Source organism: Brevundimonas sp. BR2-1 (assembly GCF_037626195.1).
In the GTDB taxonomy this organism is placed as follows: Bacteria; Pseudomonadota; Alphaproteobacteria; order Caulobacterales; family Caulobacteraceae; genus Brevundimonas.
The window spans coordinates 72,235-89,597 of sequence record NZ_JARKMV010000001.1 but is presented as its reverse complement, the minus strand read 5'-3'; the positions used below and the strand labels follow the sequence as shown (position 1 = coordinate 89,597).

21 protein-coding genes and 1 tRNA gene are annotated in these 17,363 nt (G+C 68.4%); 16 read left to right on the top strand and 6 right to left on the bottom strand.

The features are described from left to right. Positions 1–5: 5 nt before the first annotated feature. Complete coding sequence (locus BrevBR_RS00470) at positions 6–812, top strand: MetQ/NlpA family ABC transporter substrate-binding protein (RefSeq protein WP_339999604.1); 807 nt, start codon at positions 6–8, stop codon at positions 810–812. Then, positions 812–1,180, top strand: a complete 369-nt coding sequence (locus BrevBR_RS00465) for a TfoX/Sxy family protein (protein ID WP_332639535.1) — start codon at positions 812–814, stop codon at positions 1,178–1,180. The genes BrevBR_RS00470 and BrevBR_RS00465 overlap by 1 nt, the downstream gene beginning before the upstream one ends. On the opposite strand, the gene BrevBR_RS00460 is transcribed toward BrevBR_RS00465, so the two are convergent. From BrevBR_RS00460 to BrevBR_RS00450, 3 genes are all read right to left on the bottom strand, one after another. Then, positions 1,170–1,958, bottom strand: a complete 789-nt coding sequence (locus tag BrevBR_RS00460) for a lysophospholipid acyltransferase family protein (RefSeq protein WP_339999603.1) — start codon at positions 1,956–1,958, stop codon at positions 1,170–1,172. The two genes, BrevBR_RS00465 and BrevBR_RS00460, sit on opposite strands and share 11 nt — an antisense overlap. A gap of 37 nt (positions 1,959–1,995) precedes the next feature. Next, the gene (locus BrevBR_RS00455; protein WP_339999602.1) at positions 1,996–3,051 is read right to left on the bottom strand and encodes a GGDEF domain-containing protein; all 1,056 of its coding nucleotides are present in this window, start codon (positions 3,049–3,051) and stop codon (positions 1,996–1,998) included. 91 nt (positions 3,052–3,142) lie between these two features. After that, complete coding sequence (locus tag BrevBR_RS00450) at positions 3,143–4,759, bottom strand: DEAD/DEAH box helicase (protein WP_339999601.1); 1,617 nt, start codon at positions 4,757–4,759, stop codon at positions 3,143–3,145. A gap of 309 nt (positions 4,760–5,068) precedes the next feature. On the opposite strand from BrevBR_RS00450, the gene BrevBR_RS00445 reads away from it, so the two are divergent. After that, positions 5,069–5,362: a hypothetical protein gene (locus BrevBR_RS00445; RefSeq protein ID WP_332639539.1), complete on the top strand. Its 294-nt coding sequence runs from the start codon at positions 5,069–5,071 to the stop codon at positions 5,360–5,362. A gap of 69 nt (positions 5,363–5,431) precedes the next feature. Here BrevBR_RS00445 and BrevBR_RS00440 read toward each other — a convergent pair whose 3' ends face one another. From BrevBR_RS00440 to BrevBR_RS00430, 3 genes are all read right to left on the bottom strand, one after another. Continuing rightward, a complete protein-coding gene (locus tag BrevBR_RS00440; RefSeq protein ID WP_339999600.1) occupies positions 5,432–7,096 on the bottom strand; it encodes a M56 family metallopeptidase in 1,665 nt (554 codons plus the stop codon). After that, positions 7,093–7,467 carry a BlaI/MecI/CopY family transcriptional regulator gene (locus BrevBR_RS00435; RefSeq protein ID WP_332639541.1) on the bottom strand — a complete coding sequence of 125 codons (375 nt, stop codon included), beginning with the start codon at positions 7,465–7,467 and terminating at the stop codon, positions 7,093–7,095. Before BrevBR_RS00435 ends, BrevBR_RS00440 begins: the two co-directional genes overlap by 4 nt. A gap of 158 nt (positions 7,468–7,625) precedes the next feature. Beyond that, positions 7,626–7,702: transfer RNA gene (locus tag BrevBR_RS00430), tRNA-Asp, on the bottom strand. A 279-nt stretch (positions 7,703–7,981) separates the two neighbouring features. Between BrevBR_RS00430 and BrevBR_RS00425 the strand changes: the two genes are divergently transcribed. Genes BrevBR_RS00425 through nuoG form a run of 13 tightly spaced genes read left to right on the top strand, consistent with a single transcriptional unit; the run spans position 7,982 to position 17,362 of the window. Then, positions 7,982–8,359, top strand: a complete 378-nt coding sequence (locus tag BrevBR_RS00425) for an NADH-quinone oxidoreductase subunit A (RefSeq protein WP_332639542.1) — start codon at positions 7,982–7,984, stop codon at positions 8,357–8,359. Next, positions 8,329–8,982 (top strand): NuoB/complex I 20 kDa subunit family protein, encoded by a 654-nt coding sequence (locus tag BrevBR_RS00420; protein WP_339999599.1) that lies wholly within the window; start codon positions 8,329–8,331, stop codon positions 8,980–8,982. Before BrevBR_RS00425 ends, BrevBR_RS00420 begins: the two co-directional genes overlap by 31 nt. Before the next feature lie 23 nt (positions 8,983–9,005). Then, positions 9,006–9,620: an NADH-quinone oxidoreductase subunit C gene (locus BrevBR_RS00415; protein WP_340000747.1), complete on the top strand. Its 615-nt coding sequence runs from the start codon at positions 9,006–9,008 to the stop codon at positions 9,618–9,620. Then, positions 9,620–10,879: an NADH-quinone oxidoreductase subunit D gene (locus BrevBR_RS00410; protein ID WP_339999598.1), complete on the top strand. Its 1,260-nt coding sequence runs from the start codon at positions 9,620–9,622 to the stop codon at positions 10,877–10,879. Before BrevBR_RS00415 ends, BrevBR_RS00410 begins: the two co-directional genes overlap by 1 nt. Next, complete coding sequence (locus BrevBR_RS00405) at positions 10,879–11,244, top strand: nuclear transport factor 2 family protein (protein ID WP_339999597.1); 366 nt, start codon at positions 10,879–10,881, stop codon at positions 11,242–11,244. Before BrevBR_RS00410 ends, BrevBR_RS00405 begins: the two co-directional genes overlap by 1 nt. Further along, on the top strand, positions 11,241–11,642 hold the full coding sequence (locus tag BrevBR_RS00400) for a hypothetical protein (protein WP_339999596.1): 402 nt from the start codon (positions 11,241–11,243) through the stop codon (positions 11,640–11,642). Before BrevBR_RS00405 ends, BrevBR_RS00400 begins: the two co-directional genes overlap by 4 nt. Further along, a complete protein-coding gene (locus BrevBR_RS00395) occupies positions 11,639–11,827 on the top strand; it encodes a hypothetical protein (protein WP_332639547.1) in 189 nt (62 codons plus the stop codon). Before BrevBR_RS00400 ends, BrevBR_RS00395 begins: the two co-directional genes overlap by 4 nt. Further along, positions 11,827–12,489, top strand: a complete 663-nt coding sequence (nuoE, locus tag BrevBR_RS00390) for an NADH-quinone oxidoreductase subunit NuoE (protein WP_339999595.1) — start codon at positions 11,827–11,829, stop codon at positions 12,487–12,489. The genes BrevBR_RS00395 and nuoE overlap by 1 nt, the downstream gene beginning before the upstream one ends. Then, the gene (locus tag BrevBR_RS00385) at positions 12,486–12,752 is read left to right on the top strand and encodes a hypothetical protein (RefSeq protein WP_339999594.1); all 267 of its coding nucleotides are present in this window, start codon (positions 12,486–12,488) and stop codon (positions 12,750–12,752) included. The genes nuoE and BrevBR_RS00385 overlap by 4 nt, the downstream gene beginning before the upstream one ends. Positions 12,753–12,755: 3 nt before the next feature. After that, complete coding sequence (nuoF, locus tag BrevBR_RS00380; RefSeq protein ID WP_332639550.1) at positions 12,756–14,069, top strand: NADH-quinone oxidoreductase subunit NuoF; 1,314 nt, start codon at positions 12,756–12,758, stop codon at positions 14,067–14,069. A 13-nt stretch (positions 14,070–14,082) separates the two neighbouring features. Beyond that, positions 14,083–14,817, top strand: a complete 735-nt coding sequence (locus tag BrevBR_RS00375) for a GDSL-type esterase/lipase family protein (RefSeq protein WP_332639618.1) — start codon at positions 14,083–14,085, stop codon at positions 14,815–14,817. Beyond that, positions 14,814–15,317, top strand: coding sequence for a hypothetical protein (locus BrevBR_RS00370; protein WP_339999593.1), 504 nt, complete (start codon positions 14,814–14,816; stop codon positions 15,315–15,317). The genes BrevBR_RS00375 and BrevBR_RS00370 overlap by 4 nt, the downstream gene beginning before the upstream one ends. Further along, positions 15,317–17,362 (top strand): NADH-quinone oxidoreductase subunit NuoG, encoded by a 2,046-nt coding sequence (gene nuoG, locus BrevBR_RS00365; protein WP_339999592.1) that lies wholly within the window; start codon positions 15,317–15,319, stop codon positions 17,360–17,362. The genes BrevBR_RS00370 and nuoG overlap by 1 nt, the downstream gene beginning before the upstream one ends. The last annotated feature ends 1 nt before the right edge of the window (position 17,363 follow it).

Sequence of the window (17,363 nt, the reverse complement as noted above, 5' to 3'; positions counted from 1 at the left end):
CGTCCATGATCCGCCGCTCGCTCCTGACCCTCGCCGCCGCCTCGCTGGTGCTCGCCGCCTGCGGGCAAGGGGCCGCCAGGAGGGCCGACGACAATGCGCCGCTGATCGTCGGCGCCACGGCGGTGCCGCACGCGGAGATCCTGGAGCACATCAAGCCGTTGCTGGCGGCGGAAGGACTGCAGATCGAGATCAAGGTGTTCAACGACTACGTCCAGCCCAACACCCAGTTGATGGAGCGCCGGCTGGACGTGAACTATTTCCAGACCAAGCCCTATCTGGACGAGTTCAACGCCTCGCGCGGGGCTGACCTGATCACGGTGGCGGGCGTCCACGTCGAGCCGCTGGGCGCCTATTCGCGCCGCTTCCGTTCGCTGGACCAGCTGCCGGACGGAGCGGAAGTCGCGGTGCCGAACGACGCCTCGTCGATCGGGCGCTCGCTGATCCTGCTGCAGAAAGCGGGTCTGGTCCGGCTGAAGGACCCGACCAATCCGCTGCAAACCCTGCGGGACATCGCCGACAATCCGAAGAACCTGCGCTTCCGCGAGCTGGAATCGGCGACCCTGCCGCGGGTGCTGGACCAGGTCGACATGGCGGTGATCAACACCAACTATGCGCTGGACGCCGGGCTGAAGCCGAAGACGGACGCCCTGACGCTGGAAGGCGCCGACAGCCCCTATGTGAACTATCTGGTGGCGCGGCCCGACAACCGGACCGATCCGCGGATCGTGGCACTGGCGGCCATGCTGCGCAGCCAGGCGGTCAAGGACTTCATCGCCGCCAAATACGACGGCGCGGTCATACCGGCCGCCTGATGGCCTACGACCCGGACTTCGGCGAATGGGTGCGCGAGCATTTCGCCGCCCTGGGCCCGATCGAGATCAAGCGGATGTTCGGGGGGGCCGCCGTCTATTCGCATGGCCTGATCTTCGCCCTGCTGGACGACGGCGTCGTGTGGCTGAAGGCGGATGAGATCAATGCGTCGGTGCTGGAGGCTGCGGGCGCCCGGCAGTTCACCTATCCGACGAAAGACGGAAAGCAGATGGCCATGGCCTACTGGTCATTGCCGGAAAGCGCGCTGGACGATGCGGACGAGGCCGTGGACTGGGCACGGCAGTCGATCGACGCGGCGCTGCGCAAGGCGGCGGCGAAGAAGGTGCGGAAGCCGAAACCTAAGCCGTAGCGGCCGCCAGCTTCGCCGCCTTCGCTGCTTCATCAGGGGTAGGAACCAGCACCGCCGGCGTGACGGTCTGGCCCGTGGCTTCAGCGATCAGTTCAGCGGTCCTGCCCTCGACGGCGGCTTCCAGCCGGGCGAGGAACTCGTCCTTGCCGAGGCCGGTGGGGATGGGGTCGAGAAATTCGAGGGTCGCCGTGCCCGGGTTCTTGCGGAACTCCTCCTGCGGCCAGAACAGGCCAAGGTTGGTGGCCAGCGGGACGACGGGCATGTCGAAGTCGCGGTACATGTGCCAGACGCCCGAGCGGTAGCGGAATTTCTCGCCGACCTTCGCCAGATTGCCCTCGGGGTAGATCAGGATCTTGCGGCCCGCGGCGTGGGCGTCTGCGGATCGGTGCTTCAGCGCCTCGCGGGCTTCGCGGCCGCCGCAGTTGTTGACCACTATGGCCCCCAGCTTGCGCAGGACCGTGCCCAGCAGCGGAAATTTCTCCAGATGATCGCCGGTGACGAAGGCCAGGTCGTCGAACTGGTCATAGGTGGCGAAGCCGTCGCCCCAGCTCTGGTGTTTGGAAGCGATGATGAAGGCGCCGGCCGGCAGCCGTTCCTTGCCGCGCACCTGGATGCGGATGCCGGCCAGCAACCGCATGGCCTGGACCATGCGCTTCACATAGCGGCGGATGATCCAGCTGGTCGCGCCGCGTCCCGGGGCAAGCGCCGCGAACGCCGCGGCCGTCGCGTAGACGATCGACAGGAGCCAGTAGGCGAGGTTGAAGGCGAGGCTGCGCATCCGGCGACTATGGCGTGAATCGGCGGGCGGGGAAGGCCTAGGCCGCCTTGGGCAGCCGTTCGGCGCAGGACACGCGATTGCGGCCACCCCGCTTGGACGCATAGAGGGCGGCGTCGGCGCGTTCGAGGAAGGCCGAAGCGCTTTCCCCCCGCCGGCGGACGGCGAAGCCCGCCGACACGGTCACGGCGCCCAGGTCGTCGTCGGTCGAACGGCGGCGAAGCGACCGCGAGGCGATTTCCCTGCGCACGCTCTCCAGAGCCGCCTCTACCATGGCGGCGCTTTCATAGGGGAAGACGATGGCGAACTCCTCGCCGCCGAAGCGGGCGGCGAAGCGCGGATTGGCGGCGGTGCGGCCCAGCACGCTGGCGACATAGCGCAGGACCTGATCGCCGGTCTGGTGGCCCCAGGTGTCGTTGAACCGTTTGAAATGGTCGATGTCGAGCACAGCCAGGGTCAGGGCGCCGCCCTCGGTCTCGGCGTGATCGCAGGCGGCGGCCAGATGTTCGTCGAAGGCCTTGCGATTGGCGAGTTCGGTCAGGGCGTCCGTCATGGCGTCGCGGCGCACCAGTTCCAGATGTTCGCGCAGGCGCACGATTTCCTGGGTCGAGGTTTCCAGCTTTTTCTCGAGTGATTCTGTCTCGTGCTGGGCCTGGCGGGTGGCGGTGGTCAGGTCGGAGACGATGGTCTGCAGACCTTCGCCGTCCTCCGCCGCCCCGATGCTGGTGGCGGCCTGTTCGAGGGTCTGACCGTAGGCGGCCTGTGATTTCTGCGCCTCGGCGATGACGCTGGAGACGCTGGACAGTTCCCGGTCCAGCACCTGGCCGGCGTCGCGAATCTGGTCGGTCAGGCGGCCGCGGGGCAGGTGCTGCGCCGCCAGGGCGTCGGTGACGGCCTCGGTAAAGGGCTCGCCCGCCTCGGTCATGCGCTGGATCTCGCCGGCGAGGGCGCCGTCGGGCTGGCCGAGGGCATAGGTCCAGAGCTCGAAATTCAGCGGCGTCGGCCAGACGCCGGCGGCCTCCATCCGGTCGACGACCTTGCGCGCGAGCCCATAGGCTTGCGGACCTCGCAGGGTGGTTTCAACCTTGACCGTCATTCACACTTCCCCAGGCTCAAGCCGGAGCGGCGATCCTGTTCGGTCAAGCTAGACCGCCGGTTCGTAACGCCGGGTTAAATCGGAACCCCGATCACCCCTTGATCGAAACCGGCCGGCGCAGGAAGGCGGGCACATCGCCCTCGCCGAACGGACGGCCGTTCGAACGTTCCGGCTGGGCGTCGGCGCGATCGCCGCGGCGGTCCGACTGGCGCAGGTGGGTTTCCTGCACGGGACGGTCCGAGTGAGCCTGGGCGGCGGGGGTCGGCGCGGGGGCGGAAGGGGCGGGCTTGCGTTCGGGAGCGGCAGGCCTCGCCTCGACAGCCGGGGTCTCGCCGGTCGCGGCGGGTTTGGCGCTGCGGCGGCTGCGCGAGCGGCGGGCGCTCGGCGCGGCCTGGGCGGCCGATTCGGCGTCAGCCTGGACCGGAGCGGCCGTTTCAACGGGCGCGGCGGGCTCGGCCTGGACGGCCGGTGCGGCGTCCGCCTTCGACTCGCTGCGGGGGCTGCGGCTGCGGCCGCGGGCCGGCTTGTCGGAGGCCCCGCCGTCGCGCGACGGCGGGGCCTTGCCGGGGGCGAAGTCGACGCCGTCCAGCACCAGTTCTTCCGGCGCCATCTTGATCAGCTTCAGGACCTTGTCGAGCGAGCGGTCATCCGCCGGGGTGACGATCATGAAGGTCTGGCCCAGCTTGCCCGCGCGACCCGTGCGGCCGATGCGGTGGACGTAGTCGTCGGCGTGGTGCGAGACGTCGTAGTTGAAGACGTGGCTGACGTCGGGGATGTCGAGACCGCGCGCGGCCACGTCGGAGGCGACCAGCAGCTTCAGCTCGCCCGAGCGGAAGGCGGCCAGGGTCTTCATGCGCAGCGACTGGTCCAGGTCGCCGTGGATCGGCGCGGCGTCGAAACCATGCCGTTTCAGCGACTTGGCAACCACATCGACTTCGGATTTGCGGTTGCAGAAGACGATGCCGTTGCGCACGTCGGCGCGGCCGATCAGGGCGCGCAGGGCGGCCCGCTTGGCCTTGGGATCGCTGGACGGAATGCGGACCAGATACTGGGTGATGGTGTCGGCCGTGGCGGCGGGGCGCGAGGCCTCGAGCCGGGTCGGGTCCTTGAGGAACTGGGTCGTCAGACGGGTGATCTCGGGCGGCATGGTGGCCGAGAAGAACAGGGTCTGGCGGCGCGGCGGCGTCAGTTTGAAGATGCGCTCGATGTCGGGGATGAAACCCATGTCCAGCATGCGGTCGGCTTCATCGATGACGAGGATCTCGACGCCGTTCAGCATGACCTTGCCGCGCTCGAACAGGTCCAGCAGGCGGCCCGGGGTTGCGATCAGGACGTCGACGCCCTTGTTCAGCAGGGTCACCTGGTCGCCCATGGAGACGCCGCCGATCAGCAGGGCCCAGCTCAGTTTGGTGCCCTTGGCGTATTTCTCGAACGAGGAGGCGACCTGGTCGGCCAGTTCGCGGGTCGGGGCCAGGACGAGGGCGCGCGGCATGCGGGCCTTGGCCCGGCCCGAGCTCAGCCGGTCGATCATCGGCAGGGTGAAGGCGGCGGTCTTGCCGGTGCCGGTCTGGGCGATGCCGAGCACGTCACGGCCGGCGAGGGCGACCGGAATGGCGGAGGCCTGGATGGGGGTGGCGGTGGTGTAGCCGGTATCGGCGACCGCCTTGAGGGTCGTGGGCGAAAGGCCCAGCTGGGAGAATTCGGTCATAGGTCCTTGAGACTGGAAGAAGGACGCCCCGCGCATCGGGCCGTCGTGCGATGTCGCGGAACCGCCCTGAATCTCCGGGCGAGCGGGCGGCGCGAATTCGCCAATCCTGTCCCGAACGTGGGCGGGATATAGAAGCCCCCACGCAATAGTCAACTATTCGTGCGCGGCGGGAGCGGGGGTTGGAAATGTCTGAACGTTTGTTAATAGTCCGCGTCGGGAAGGGCTGATTGAGGGATCAGTATGCTGCGTACGCTCGGCGTCGCGACTGTTGCAGTCGCATGTCTGATGGCTGGCTCCGTTCGAGCCGACATGAATTCCGCCTTCGGCAATACGGTGGTCTCGCGCTATCCCGATGGGGGCTGGGTCAAGCACTGGTTCAATCCGGACGGCACCTATTCGGCCCAGTTCTCGGACGGCCGGCGTCTGGCGGCCCGCTGGTCGGTGAACGGCGAGCGCGTCTGCCTGACGAACATGCGGCCCTTTATGCTGGTGCCGCGCTTCTGCACCACCATGGTCGACGCTTCGGTCGGCGAAACCTGGCAGTCGCGCGATCCGATGGGCCGGCGCGTGCAGAACGTGCTGGTGGCGGGCCGGACGCCTTAGGACAAGGGTTCAACGTGTCGCCTCCCCGTCGGCTTCGCCGACAGGGAGGAGACGAGAGCCGTGATCTGATCAGGCCGGGTCGGAGCCTTGTCCGCGCATGCGGGCGGCGCCCTCGATCATGCGGTCCGCGCCCGCTTCCATGCGCGGAATGGCGTCGAGCAGCTCCTGGTCGGTGACCGTCCGGCCGCGTTCGCGGGCGCGGGCGATCTGTTCGGCGCGATAGGCGGGATCGCGCAGCTTGCGGGCTTCCTCGCGCATGGTGCGGGCGCCTTCTTCCATCTCGTCCGCCCCGGCGCGCATCTGGACGCGGGCTTCGGCCATGTGGCGCCGGGCCTGGACCCGGGCCTGTTCGGCATGGGCGCGGGCCTGCTCGGCATGGACCCGGGCCTGGGCCCCGTGCTCAGCCATGGCGCGGGCGTGCACGGCCGTGCGCTCGGCCTGACCGGCCGTCCGGGCGTGGGCCCGCGCCATTGTGCGGGCCTCCGCCGCCTGGGCTCGGGCCTCCCGGGCCATAGCGCGGGCCTGGGCCGCGGATTCCCGCGCGGCGGCCACGGCGGCGCGCTGCTCGTCGGTCAGTTCCTCGTCCGAATAGTAGACCCAGGTTCCCTCACGGCCGGCGGCCTGCGGCGGCTCCGGCGCGGCGGGCGGCTCTGGCGGGGCCGGCGGAGAGGGGATTTGGGGCGCGGCGAGATCCAGCGCCGGGAGCGGCGGGAGCGGGGCCGGCGGGGCGGCGGGAGCCAGCGGGGGCAACGGGGGCAGCGGCGGGAGCGGCGGCGGCGGGGCGATCCGCTCGTCGCGCACGGACAGTTCGACGGCGGCCAGAGGCGTGGCCACGGCCAGAAGGGCGCCGACCGCGACCATCATGGCGAGCGGGCGGGGCGAGGCGGGACGGCGTTGGGTCATGACCTTGGTGATCCTTTTCGCGAGGGAACGGGCCGGTCCGGTCATGCCGGTGGCGGCCACGGGGGTGAAGTCGGAGGCCATGCCCAGCAGGGTTCGGGCATAGGCCTGGGGCTCGACATGGCGCAGGGCCTCGGCGTCGGCGGCCTCCTCGGACAGGCGGCCGAGTTCGGCCTGCAGCAGCCAGACCAGCGGGTTGAACCAGAACAGGGCCGTGGCGACGCGCGACAGGGCCAGGAACAGCCAGTCGCGGCGGCGGATGTGGGCCAGTTCGTGGGCCAGCACGGCCTCGGCGTCGCGCGGCTGGTTCAGCTGGGCGGCGGCGATCAGGACCACGCCGGGCGGAACGCCCCAGCTCAGGGGCGAGGCGACCCGGCCGGTGGCCAGCAGGCGGGGGGCGTGGGCGCCGCCCAGCCGGGCCAGCGGGGCCGTCCATGCGGGATCGGCCACCACCTCGCCCGAGCGGGTCCAGCGCGCCAGCGTCAGCACGCCGAAGCCGAAGCGGGCGAGAAGAACGGCCGCGCCCAGACCCCAGCCGAGGGCGAGCCAGGTCGTCGGGGCGGGCAGGGCGAAGGACGGCGCGGCGCTCGAGGCGGTCCCGCTCACGGGAAGGATGATGGTCTCGACGGGGGCTGACGGGGCCGCAGCCAGCCAGATGGTCAGGTCGGGACCAGCCAGGGCGATCAGGGGCAGGGCGACCAGCAGGACGACGGCGGCGCGCAGCAGGGTTGCGCGCTCGGCGGGCGACCGTCCGCCCAGTAACCAGACCGCCGACAGCGCCAGACCGGCCACGAGGCTGGACTTGACCAGCAGCGACAGGAGGACGGCGATCACGATCCGCGCTCCCGGGCGTTCTCGATGGCGCGCTCGAGGGCGGCCAGTTCGTCGGGTTTCAGCTTCCTGGTCAGGCCCAGAAGCGCGGTGGCGGCGCTGGCGGCCGAGCCGGCGAAGAAGGTGTCGACCAGACGGTTCAGGGCCCCGGCGGCGACGGCCTCGGGATTGGGCACGGGGGCGTAGACGTAGGTCGCGCCTTCATTGTGGTGATCGACCAGGCCCTTGGCCTCCAGACGCGTCAGCAGGGTCCGCACCGCCGAGTCGCTGACCGGGCCGGCCATGGCCTGACGCACCGCGGCCGCCGTGGCCGTTTCCAGCCGGCACAGAATCTCGAACACCTCGCGTTCGCGCCGGGGAAGGGTCTCGATCATGCCGGCGAGTCTCCTGCTACATCTGTAGTGTTACGTTTGTAGCGGAAAAAGGCAAGACTGAGGCGCGGGAATGAAACCGCGGTAAGGTCGCTGCGTGTGCAGGCTTGTGAGGATTTTTGGGGGGCGGGGATCCGCGCCACCTCTCCGTTCAGGAGAAGTGGCGCGAGTGACGGGACTCGAACCCGCGACCTCCGGCGTGACAGGCCGGCACTCTAACCAACTGAGCTACACCCGCGTATCCCGGCCGCGGCGCTGAAAGGTGCGTCGCGGCGAGGGGCGTCGTTTAGGCGGGGGCGGCTCGCACTGTCAAGCGACGAAAGCGGGCTTTTCGAGAGTTTTTCCCCGGCGGCGACGCCGTTCAGGCCGACGCTGGAAGTGTGGAATAATCTGCGAACCGTTCTCAAGAAAAACCTTTCGTCACATGGGTTTGAACGGGGGTTTGAACGGGCGTGGTTCCGGGGCTAGAAAGCGCCGAATCCGCCCCTCCCTTTGAAGGCGGACGAGGTCCCCCCGGATGAATGCATTCCTGCTCCAATACCTGCCGATCGTGATCTTTCTCGGAATCGCGGCGGTTCTCGGCCTCGGCTTCATGCTGGCGGCCTGGGTCCTGGCCCCGAAGAATCCCGACAGCGAGAAGCTGTCGGCCTATGAGTGCGGCTTCAACGCGTTCGACGACGCGCGGATGAAGTTCGACGTCCGGTTCTATCTGGTGTCGATCCTCTTCATCATCTTTGACCTGGAAGTGGCCTTCCTGTTCCCCTGGGCGGTGTCGATGTTCGACCTGTCGCGCGCGGGCATGGTGTTCGCCTTCTGGTCGATGATGGTCTTCCTGGGCGTGCTGACCGTCGGCTTCATCTACGAATGGAAGAAGGGCGCGCTCGAATGGGAGTGACGACCACGAACACCGTCCCGCTGATCGGCGTGGGCAACCAGGGCAGTTCGCCGGTGGCGCCGGGGGCGTCGCCGCTGGCCTTCGGTCAGGGCGGCCGCACGATGGTCGAGGGCTATGACCCGGCCATCCACGACAAATTCTTCGAGGCCGTGAACGCCGAATTGGGCGAGCGCGGCTTCATCACCACCTCGCTGGACGATGTCATCAACTGGGCCCGCACCGGCTCGCTGATGTGGATGACCTTCGGTCTGGCCTGCTGCGCCGTGGAGATGATGCAGGCCTCGATGCCACGCTTCGACATGGAGCGGTTCGGCATGGCCCCGCGCGCCAGCCCGCGCCAGTCCGACCTGATGATCGTGGCCGGCACCCTGACGAACAAGATGGCTCCCGCGCTTCGTAAAGTATACGACCAGATGCCGGATCCACGTTACGTGTTGTCGATGGGTTCGTGCGCCAACGGCGGCGGGTATTATCACTATAGTTACAGTGTTGTTCGCGGTTGCGACCGCGTTGTACCTGTGGACGTCTATGTACCGGGCTGCCCGCCGACGGCGGAGGCGCTGCTGTACGGGCTGCTGCAGCTGCAGAAGAAGATCCGGCGGACGGGGACGATCGACCGATGAACGCGCTCGCCCGTATGGAAGAGATGGAGACCGCCCTGACGCCGCTGGGCGCGGAGATGGTCGGGGCGCTGGGCGTCGAGGCCCAGGTCGCGTTCGGCGAACTGACGCTGATCACGGACCGCGGCGGCATCATCGAGGTGCTGACGGCGCTGAAGGAGCGGTTCGGCTTCCAGCAGCTGCTGGACCTGTGCGGGGTCGACTTCCCGGATCGCGCCGAGCGGTTCGAGGTGGTCTATCACCTGCTGTCGATGACGCGGAACGCGCGGGTGCGGGTCAAGCTGACGACCGACGAGGTCCAGCCCGTGCCCAGCGCCGTGGGCGTCTTCCCCTGCGCCGACTGGTTCGAACGCGAGGCGTTCGACATGTACGGCATCCTGTTCGAGGGCCATCCCGACCTGCGCCGGCTGCTGACCGACTACGGCTTCCAGGGGCATCCGCTGCGCAAGGACTTCCCCATGACCGGCTATGTCGAGGTCCGGTACGACGAGGAGCAGAAACGGGTGGTCTATGAGCCCGTCAAACTGACCCAGGAGTTCCGGCAGTTCGACTTCCTGTCGCCGTGGGAGGGCGCGGAATATCCGCTCGACATCCTGCCGGGCGACGAGAAGGCGCAAGGGTTGGCGGGGAGCAAGGCCTGATGGCTGACGGACACAACACGCCCCTGCCGATCGGCGCCACCGACGTCTTCAACGACGGCCTGACCGACCACGCCCGGGCGCTGGACGACCGCAAATTCACGATCAATTTCGGGCCCCAGCACCCGGCCGCCCACGGCGTGCTGCGTCTGGTGCTGGAACTGGACGGCGAACTGGTGACCCGCGTCGATCCGCACATCGGCCTGCTGCACCGCGGTACCGAGAAGCTGATGGAGGCGCGGACCTATCTGCAGAACGTGCCGTATCTGGACCGCCTCGACTATGTCGCGCCGATGAACCAGGAGCACGCCTTCTGCCTGGCGATCGAGAAGCTGCTGGGCGTCGAGGTGCCTTACCGGGCCCAGCTGATCCGGGTGCTGTATTCGGAAATCGGCCGCATCCTGTCGCACCTGCTGAACGTGACGACCCAGGCCATGGACGTCGGCGCCCTGACGCCGCCGCTGTGGGGCTTCGAGGAACGCGAGAAGCTGATGGTGTTCTACGAGCGCGCCTCGGGCGCCCGTCTGCACGCCAACTATTTCCGGCCCGGCGGCGTCCATCAGGACCTCCCCCCGGCGCTGATCGACGACATCGGCCGCTGGTGCCTGGAGTTCCCGGCGGCGCTGAAGGACATTGAGTCCCTGGTCACCGAGAACCGCATCTTCAAACAGCGCAACGTCGACATCGGCGTTGTGTCGAAACAGCAGGCGCTGGACTGGGGCTTCACCGGCGTGATGCTGCGCGGTTCGGACATTCCGTGGGACCTGCGCAAGTCGCAGCCGTACGAATGCTACGCCGACCTCGAGTTCGACATCGCCGTGGGCAAGAACGGCGACTGCTGGGACCGCTACCTGTGCCGCATCGAGGAGATGAAGCAGTCGGTGCGCATCATGGAGCAGTGCATCCATAAACTGCGCAACTGCCCGGGCGAGCCGGTGATGACCGAGGACAACAAGGTCGTCCCGCCCAAGCGCGGCGAGATGAAGCGCTCGATGGAAGCGCTGATCCACCACTTCAAACTCTACACCGAAGGCTTCCGCACGCCGGAGGGCGAGGTCTACGCCTCGGTCGAGGCGCCCAAGGGCGAGTTCGGCATCTATCTGGTCTCGGACGGCACCAACAAGCCGTACCGGGTCAAGATCTCGGCCCCGGGCTTCCGCTCGCTGCAGGCCATGGACTGGATGAACCGCGGCCACATGCTGGCGGACGTTTCGGCCATCCTGGGCTCGCTGGACATCGTGTTCGGGGAAGTGGACCGGTGATGTTCGACTGCGATCCGGCCATGGTCGTCGACCAGCAGCTCGGCGCATGGCGCGCGCGGGATGCGGAAGCGTTCGCGGTCCACTATGCGGCCGACGCGGTGATGACCGATCATCCGGGCGTGGTGACGGTCAACGGCCGCGAGGCCATTCAGGCGCGCTATGCCGAGGCTTTCGCAGCCGGTCCCGGGGAAGTCGCCATCCAGACCCGGATCGTCTCGGGCGAATATGTCGTCGACGATGAACTGGTTTCGACCCCGCGCGGATCGGCCCAAGGCGTCGTCATCTATCGCGTACAGAACTGCCTGATCACCCGGGCCGACTATCTGCCGTTCACGCGCACGCCGGCGCCGGAGGCCGCCCAGTGAGCGCCTTCGCCGTCGATCCGGTTTTCACCACCACGCAGGCGATCTGGTTCGCCGCGCTGCTGACGTTCGCCGTCGCGGTGCAGGCGGCGTTTTCGCCGAAGCGGCGCGCGATCATGGGCGGGCTGAAATTCGCCCTGGCCAGCGCGGTCGCGGCGGCGCCGGGTCTGGCGGGGATTACGCTTGTGCGCGGGGCGTACCGGCTGGGCTATCTGGAAGAGGGCAGGGGCTTCTGGGAAGCCAATCTGCGCTCGGTGGTGTGGATGAGCGGCGCGATCTTCGCCGGCCAGATGGCCGTGCGGTTCCTGCCGCCGATGGCCTGGCTGTCGCGCGACCTGCGCGACGCGGGACGCGCCGTGTGGAGCGAGCGTCTGGGCCGCTGGATGGGGAGCGCCCGATGAGCGACAAACCGTTGAGCGATCTGGTCCGGCAGGGCTGGACGGTGGTCGGCTACACCGTGACCGACAGCGGCGGGGATGTGTGGAAGCACAACTTCCTGCTCAGCCGCCAGGGCGCGCACAAGGTGCTGACCGTGCGCAAGAAGATGATGGGCGACGGCGTCGTCGCCTCTGAAATGGAAGTCTGATGAGCGTTCGTCGTCTCGCCAAGGAACAGCCCGCCTCGTTCGCCTTCTCGAAGGCGACGAAGGCCAAGGCCGACTGGTGGATCGCCAAATATCCCGAGAACCGCCGTCAGTCGGCGGTGATCCCGATCCTGTGGCTGGTCCAGAAGCAGGAAGGCTGGGTCTCCGAGCCCGCCATCCGCGCCATCGGCCAGCTGCTGGGAATGCCCTTCATCCGGGTGCTGGAGGTGGCGACCTTCTACACGATGTTCATGCTTGAACCGGTCGGTTCGGCCGCCCTGATCCAGGTCTGCGGCACCACGCCCTGCATGCTGCGCGGCGCGGGCGAGCTGATGGACGTCTGCAAGAAGAAGATCGGCCCCAAGGACACGCTGAGCGCCGACGGCCGCTTCACCTGGCAGGAGGTCGAATGCCTTGGCGCCTGCGCCAATGCGCCGATGGCCCAGATCAACGACTACTATTTCGAAGACCTGACCGCCGAGACCATGGCAAAGGTCATCGACGACTTCGCCGCGGGCAAGAAGCCAAAGCCCGGCTCGCGCGTCGGCCGCGCCAGCTCGGAGCCGGAAGGCGGGGCGCTGACCCTGACCGATCCGAAACTGTATGACGGCTCGGCCGCCCAGCCGATCAGCAAGCTCCCCAACAGCGATCCGGTGGTCGCATGACGCGCCCCGATCTGACCGACGACGCCAAGGTGGCCGAATACCGCGCCGAACTGCGCGCGGTCGGCCGCAACCAGCGGCTGGCCGGGTTCGCCCTCGTCATCATCGGCGCCATCGCGGTCTGGGGCTCCGGCGTCGCGGGCGGCGCCGGTCCCGTCCTGCAGTGGATCGGTTACGGCGCCCTGGCCACCGGCTGGGCCCTGATGCTGGGCGCGATCTTCATGCGCACTCGTTATCACCGCCGCCGCATGGCGGAGATGGACTGAATCATGGTCGGAATCCTCGAAGACAAGGATCGCATCTTCACCAACCTGTACGGGCTCCAGGACTGGGGCCTCGAAGGGGCGAGGAAGCGCGGCGCGTGGAACGCGACCAGGGACATGCTCGACCTCGGTCGGGACTGGATCATCACCAACGTCAAGAACTCGGGCCTGCGCGGACGCGGCGGGGCCGGATTCTCGACCGGTCTGAAGTGGTCCTTCATGCCCAAGGAGGTGAAGGACCGGCCGCACTATCTGGTCGTCAACGCCGACGAATCCGAACCCGGGACCGCCAAGGACCGGGAGATCATGCGCCACGATCCGCAGCTGCTGATCGAAGGCTGCCTGATCGCCAGCTTCGCCATGCAGGCCCACGCCTGCTACATCTATCTGCGCGGCGAATATGTGCTGGAACGCGAGCGCATGGAGGCGGCGGTCAGGCAGGCCTATGAGGCGAAGCTGATCGGCAAGAACAACGTTCACGGCTGGGACTTCGACGTCTACATCCACCATGGCGCCGGGGCCTATATCTGCGGCGAAGAGACGGCCCTGCTGGAGAGCCTGGAGGGCAAGAAGGGCCAGCCGCGGCTGAAGCCGCCATTCCCGGCCGGGGCCGGCCTGTACGGCTGCCCGACCACGGTGAACAACGTCGAGTCGATCGCGGTGGTGGGCACCATCCTGCGCCGCGGGGCCGAATGGTTCGCGGGCTTCGGCCGTCCGAACAACACCGGCACCAAGCTGATGACCATCAGCGGCCATGTGAACCGGCCGTGCAATGTCGAGGAGGCGATGTCGATCCCGCTGAAGCAGCTGCTGGAAGAGCACTGCGGCGGCGTGCGCGGCGGCTGGGACAATCTGAAGGCCGTGATCCCCGGCGGCTCGTCCGTGCCGCTGATCACGCGCGAGATGTCCGAGACGGCGCTGATGGATTTCGACAGCCTGCGCGACATGCGCTCGGGCCTCGGCACGGCGGCCGTGATCGTCATGGACCAGTCGACCGATCTGGTCCGCGCCATCGCCCGCATCAGCTATTTCTACAAGCATGAGAGCTGCGGCCAGTGCACGCCCTGCCGCGAGGGCACGGGCTGGATGTGGCGCGTGCTGGAGCGGATGGCCGTCGGCGAGGCCGATCCGTCCGAGATCGACATGCTGCTGGAAGTCTCGACCCAGATCGAGGGCCACACCATCTGCGCGCTCGGCGACGCCGCTGCCTGGCCGGTGCAGGGCCTGATCCGGCATTTCCGTCACGAGATCGAGGAGCGGATCTCGCAGTACCGCAGCCGCCGCGCGAACTTCGCCGGCCACGCGATCGCGGCGGAGTAGGGCCTTGGGTTCGATGCGCGCCATCCTCGCGGGACTGCTGATCGGAGCTGGACTTCTGTCCGGCGCCCCGGCGTCCGCATGGGCAGGCGTCAGGCCGGACACGGTCGTGGTCGGGTCGCGGCAGACGGCCGCCGTCACGCCGCCCGCGGTCTATACGGACCCTTGGCTGATCGGCCACTATCGCGAGCGGACCGCTCTGTTCGCCGGCTATGCGCCGCTGGGCGGGACGGGCGTCGCCTTCGTCGGCGACAGCATCACCGAGGGCGGCGACTGGGCGGCCCTGTTCCCGGGCGTGGCGGTGCGCAACTACGGCATAGGCGGAGACCGTTCCGACGGCGTGCTGGCCCGGGCCGGGCAGGTCACGGCCGCGCGGCCGGCCCGCATCATCCTGATGATCGGCACCAATGATCTGGCCAACGGTTACACGCCCGAGACCATCGCGGCCAACGTCGGCCAGGTGTTGGCCCTGTGGAAGACCGCCCTGCCGCAGACGCAGATCGTGGTCGAGAGCGTCCTGCCGCGCCAGCCCGAGTTCGACGGCCGCATCCGCGACCTGAACGCCCGGCTCGAGCAGGCCGCGCGCGCGAACGGCGCCGGCTGGATCGACATCCACACAGCCTTCCTGTCGGGCGGCGACCGGCTCGACCCGGCGGTGACCCAAGACGATCTTCACCTGACGCCGCCGGGCTATACGCGCTGGAAGACGATCCTCGAAGGCTGCGTGCGCGAGGGAGCGTGCGGCCAATGATGCGCGCCCCGCCGCTCCTGATGGGTTTGACCCTCGCACTGGCCGCCTGCGGCGAGCGCGCCAACGCGCCCGCCCCGACGCCGGCGGAGAAGGTCTCGGCGGTGAACCCGGCGTCGGACGCCGAGGCCAGCGTGCCGGTGGTGCTGACCGCCGCCAATCTGCGCCGGGTCTGCAAGGCCGGTCTGGCCGCCATTCACGGACAGGACCTGTCGGCCATCGAGATCGACGGGCTGGAAGGCCAGGTCGTCAACGCCTCATGGCGCGCGCCGGTCGACGGCGGACGCCGCCGGGCTCAGTGTCGGGTCGAGGACGATCTGATCACCTGGAAGCCGGTCGAGGCGAATAATCCCGAACAGGACCGCTGGATGAACCAGTCCACTGATCCCGTGACCCGCTACATGCTGCATGGCGGCGACAAGATCATGATTAGTACAAAGCTCCCGGATGGGACGACCGCCACGGAAACCTATTCCGTGGCTGCTGAGCAAGAGGCCCGCTGATGCCCGTCGCCAAGGTCAACGGCGTAGAAACCGAGTTCGAGCCCGGCATGACCGTGCTGCAGGTCGCCGAGCGCGCCGGGCACGAGATTCCGCGCTTCTGCTATCACGAGCGGCTGTCGATCGCCGGCAACTGCCGCATGTGCCTCGTCGAGGTGAAGCCCGGACCGCCGAAGCCGCAGGCTTCGTGCGCCCTGCCGGCCGCCGAGGGCCAGGAAATCTTCACCGACACGCCGATGGTCAAGAAGGCGCGCGAAGGGGTGATGGAGTTCCTGCTCATCAACCACCCGCTGGACTGCCCGATCTGCGACCAGGGCGGCGAGTGCGACCTGCAGGACCAGGCCATGGGCTATGGCCGCGACGGCTCGCGCTACGCCGAGAACAAGCGCGCGGTCGAAGAAAAGAACATGGGTCCGACCGTGAAGACGTTCATGACGCGGTGCATCCAGTGCACGCGCTGCGTCCGCTTCATCACCGAGGTGGCCGGCGTGCCGGACATCGGCATGATCTCGCGCGGTGAGGACGCCGAGATCACCACCTATCTCGAGAAGAACATCGACAGCGAACTGTCGGGCAACGTCAACGACCTGTGCCCGGTCGGCGCCCTGACCCACCGGCCGTGGCAGTACCACTACCGCCCGTGGGAGCTGAAGAAGACCGAGACCATCGACGTCATGGACGCCCTGGGTTCGAACATCCGCGCCGATTCCAAGGGCGCCGAGGTGATGCGCATCCTGCCGCGTGTCAACGAGGGCATCAACGAGGAGTGGCTGTCCGACGTCAGCCGCTACGCCGTCGACGGCCTGCAGCGCCAGCGTCTGGATCAGCCTTACGTTCGCGAGAACGGCCGGCTGCGCGCCGCGACCTGGGATGAGGCGCTGAACGCCGTGGCGGAGAAGCTGAAGGCCGCCGCCGCGGACCGGATCGGCGTCATCGCCGGTGACCTGCAGGACGCGGAATCGATGAAGGCGGCGCTGGACCTGTTCCGCGCCCTGGGGTCGGCCAATACCGACTGCCGTCAGGACGGATCGGCGCTGGGATACGGGCCGCGCGAGAGCTGGCTGTTCAACTCGGGTCTGGCCGGGGTCGAGAACGCCGACGCCGTGCTGATCGTCGGCGCCAATCCGCGCACCGAGGCGCCGCTGCTGAACGCCCGCCTGCGCAAGAGCTGGCTGGCCGGCAAGGCCGAGATCGGACTGATCGGCGAGCAGGCCGATCTGACCTATGAATACAGCTACCTCGGCGCGGGTTCGAAGACGCTGTCGAAGCTGCCCAAGGGCGCGATGGACGCCCTGACCCGGGCCGAGCGGCCGGCGATCATCGTCGGCGGCAGCGCGCTGACGGGGGCCAACGGCCCGGCCGTGCTGAACGCCGTGGGCGCGCTGGCGAAGAAGGTCGGCGCGGTTGCTGATGGCTGGAACGGCTTCAACGTGCTGCACACGGCGGCCTCGCGCGTCGCCGGTCTGGACATGGGCTTCGTGCCTGCGGAGGGCGGCAAGACGGCGGGCGAGATGCTCAAGCCGGGCGCGCTGGACGTGCTGTTCCTGCTGGGCGCCGACGAGGTCGATCCGACGGGTTCGGACGCCTTCCGCGTCTATCTGGGCAGCCACGGCGACCGCGGCGCGCATGGCGCGGACGTGATCCTGCCGGGGGCCGCCTATACCGAGAAGTCGGGCCTGTATGTGAACACCGAGGGCCGGGTGCAGCTGGCCGAACGCGTCGTCTTCCCCAAGGGGCAGGCGAAGGAAGACTGGGCCATCCTGCGGGCGCTGTCGGCGCGCGTGGGCCAGACCCTGCCGTACGACACCCTGGACGCCCTGCGCGCGAAGCTGATGGCGGATCATCCGACCTTCGGCCGCATCGACTATCTGCCGGCCGCCGCCTCGTTCGACACGGGCTCGCTGGGCAGGAAGGGCGATATGGGCGACGTCGCCTTCACCTCGTCGGTTCGCGACCCCTATCTGAACAACCCGATCACGCGCGCCAGCGTGACCATGGCCGAGCTGTCCGCCCTGCGGATCGCCCCGGTCGCCATGGCGGCGGAGTAAA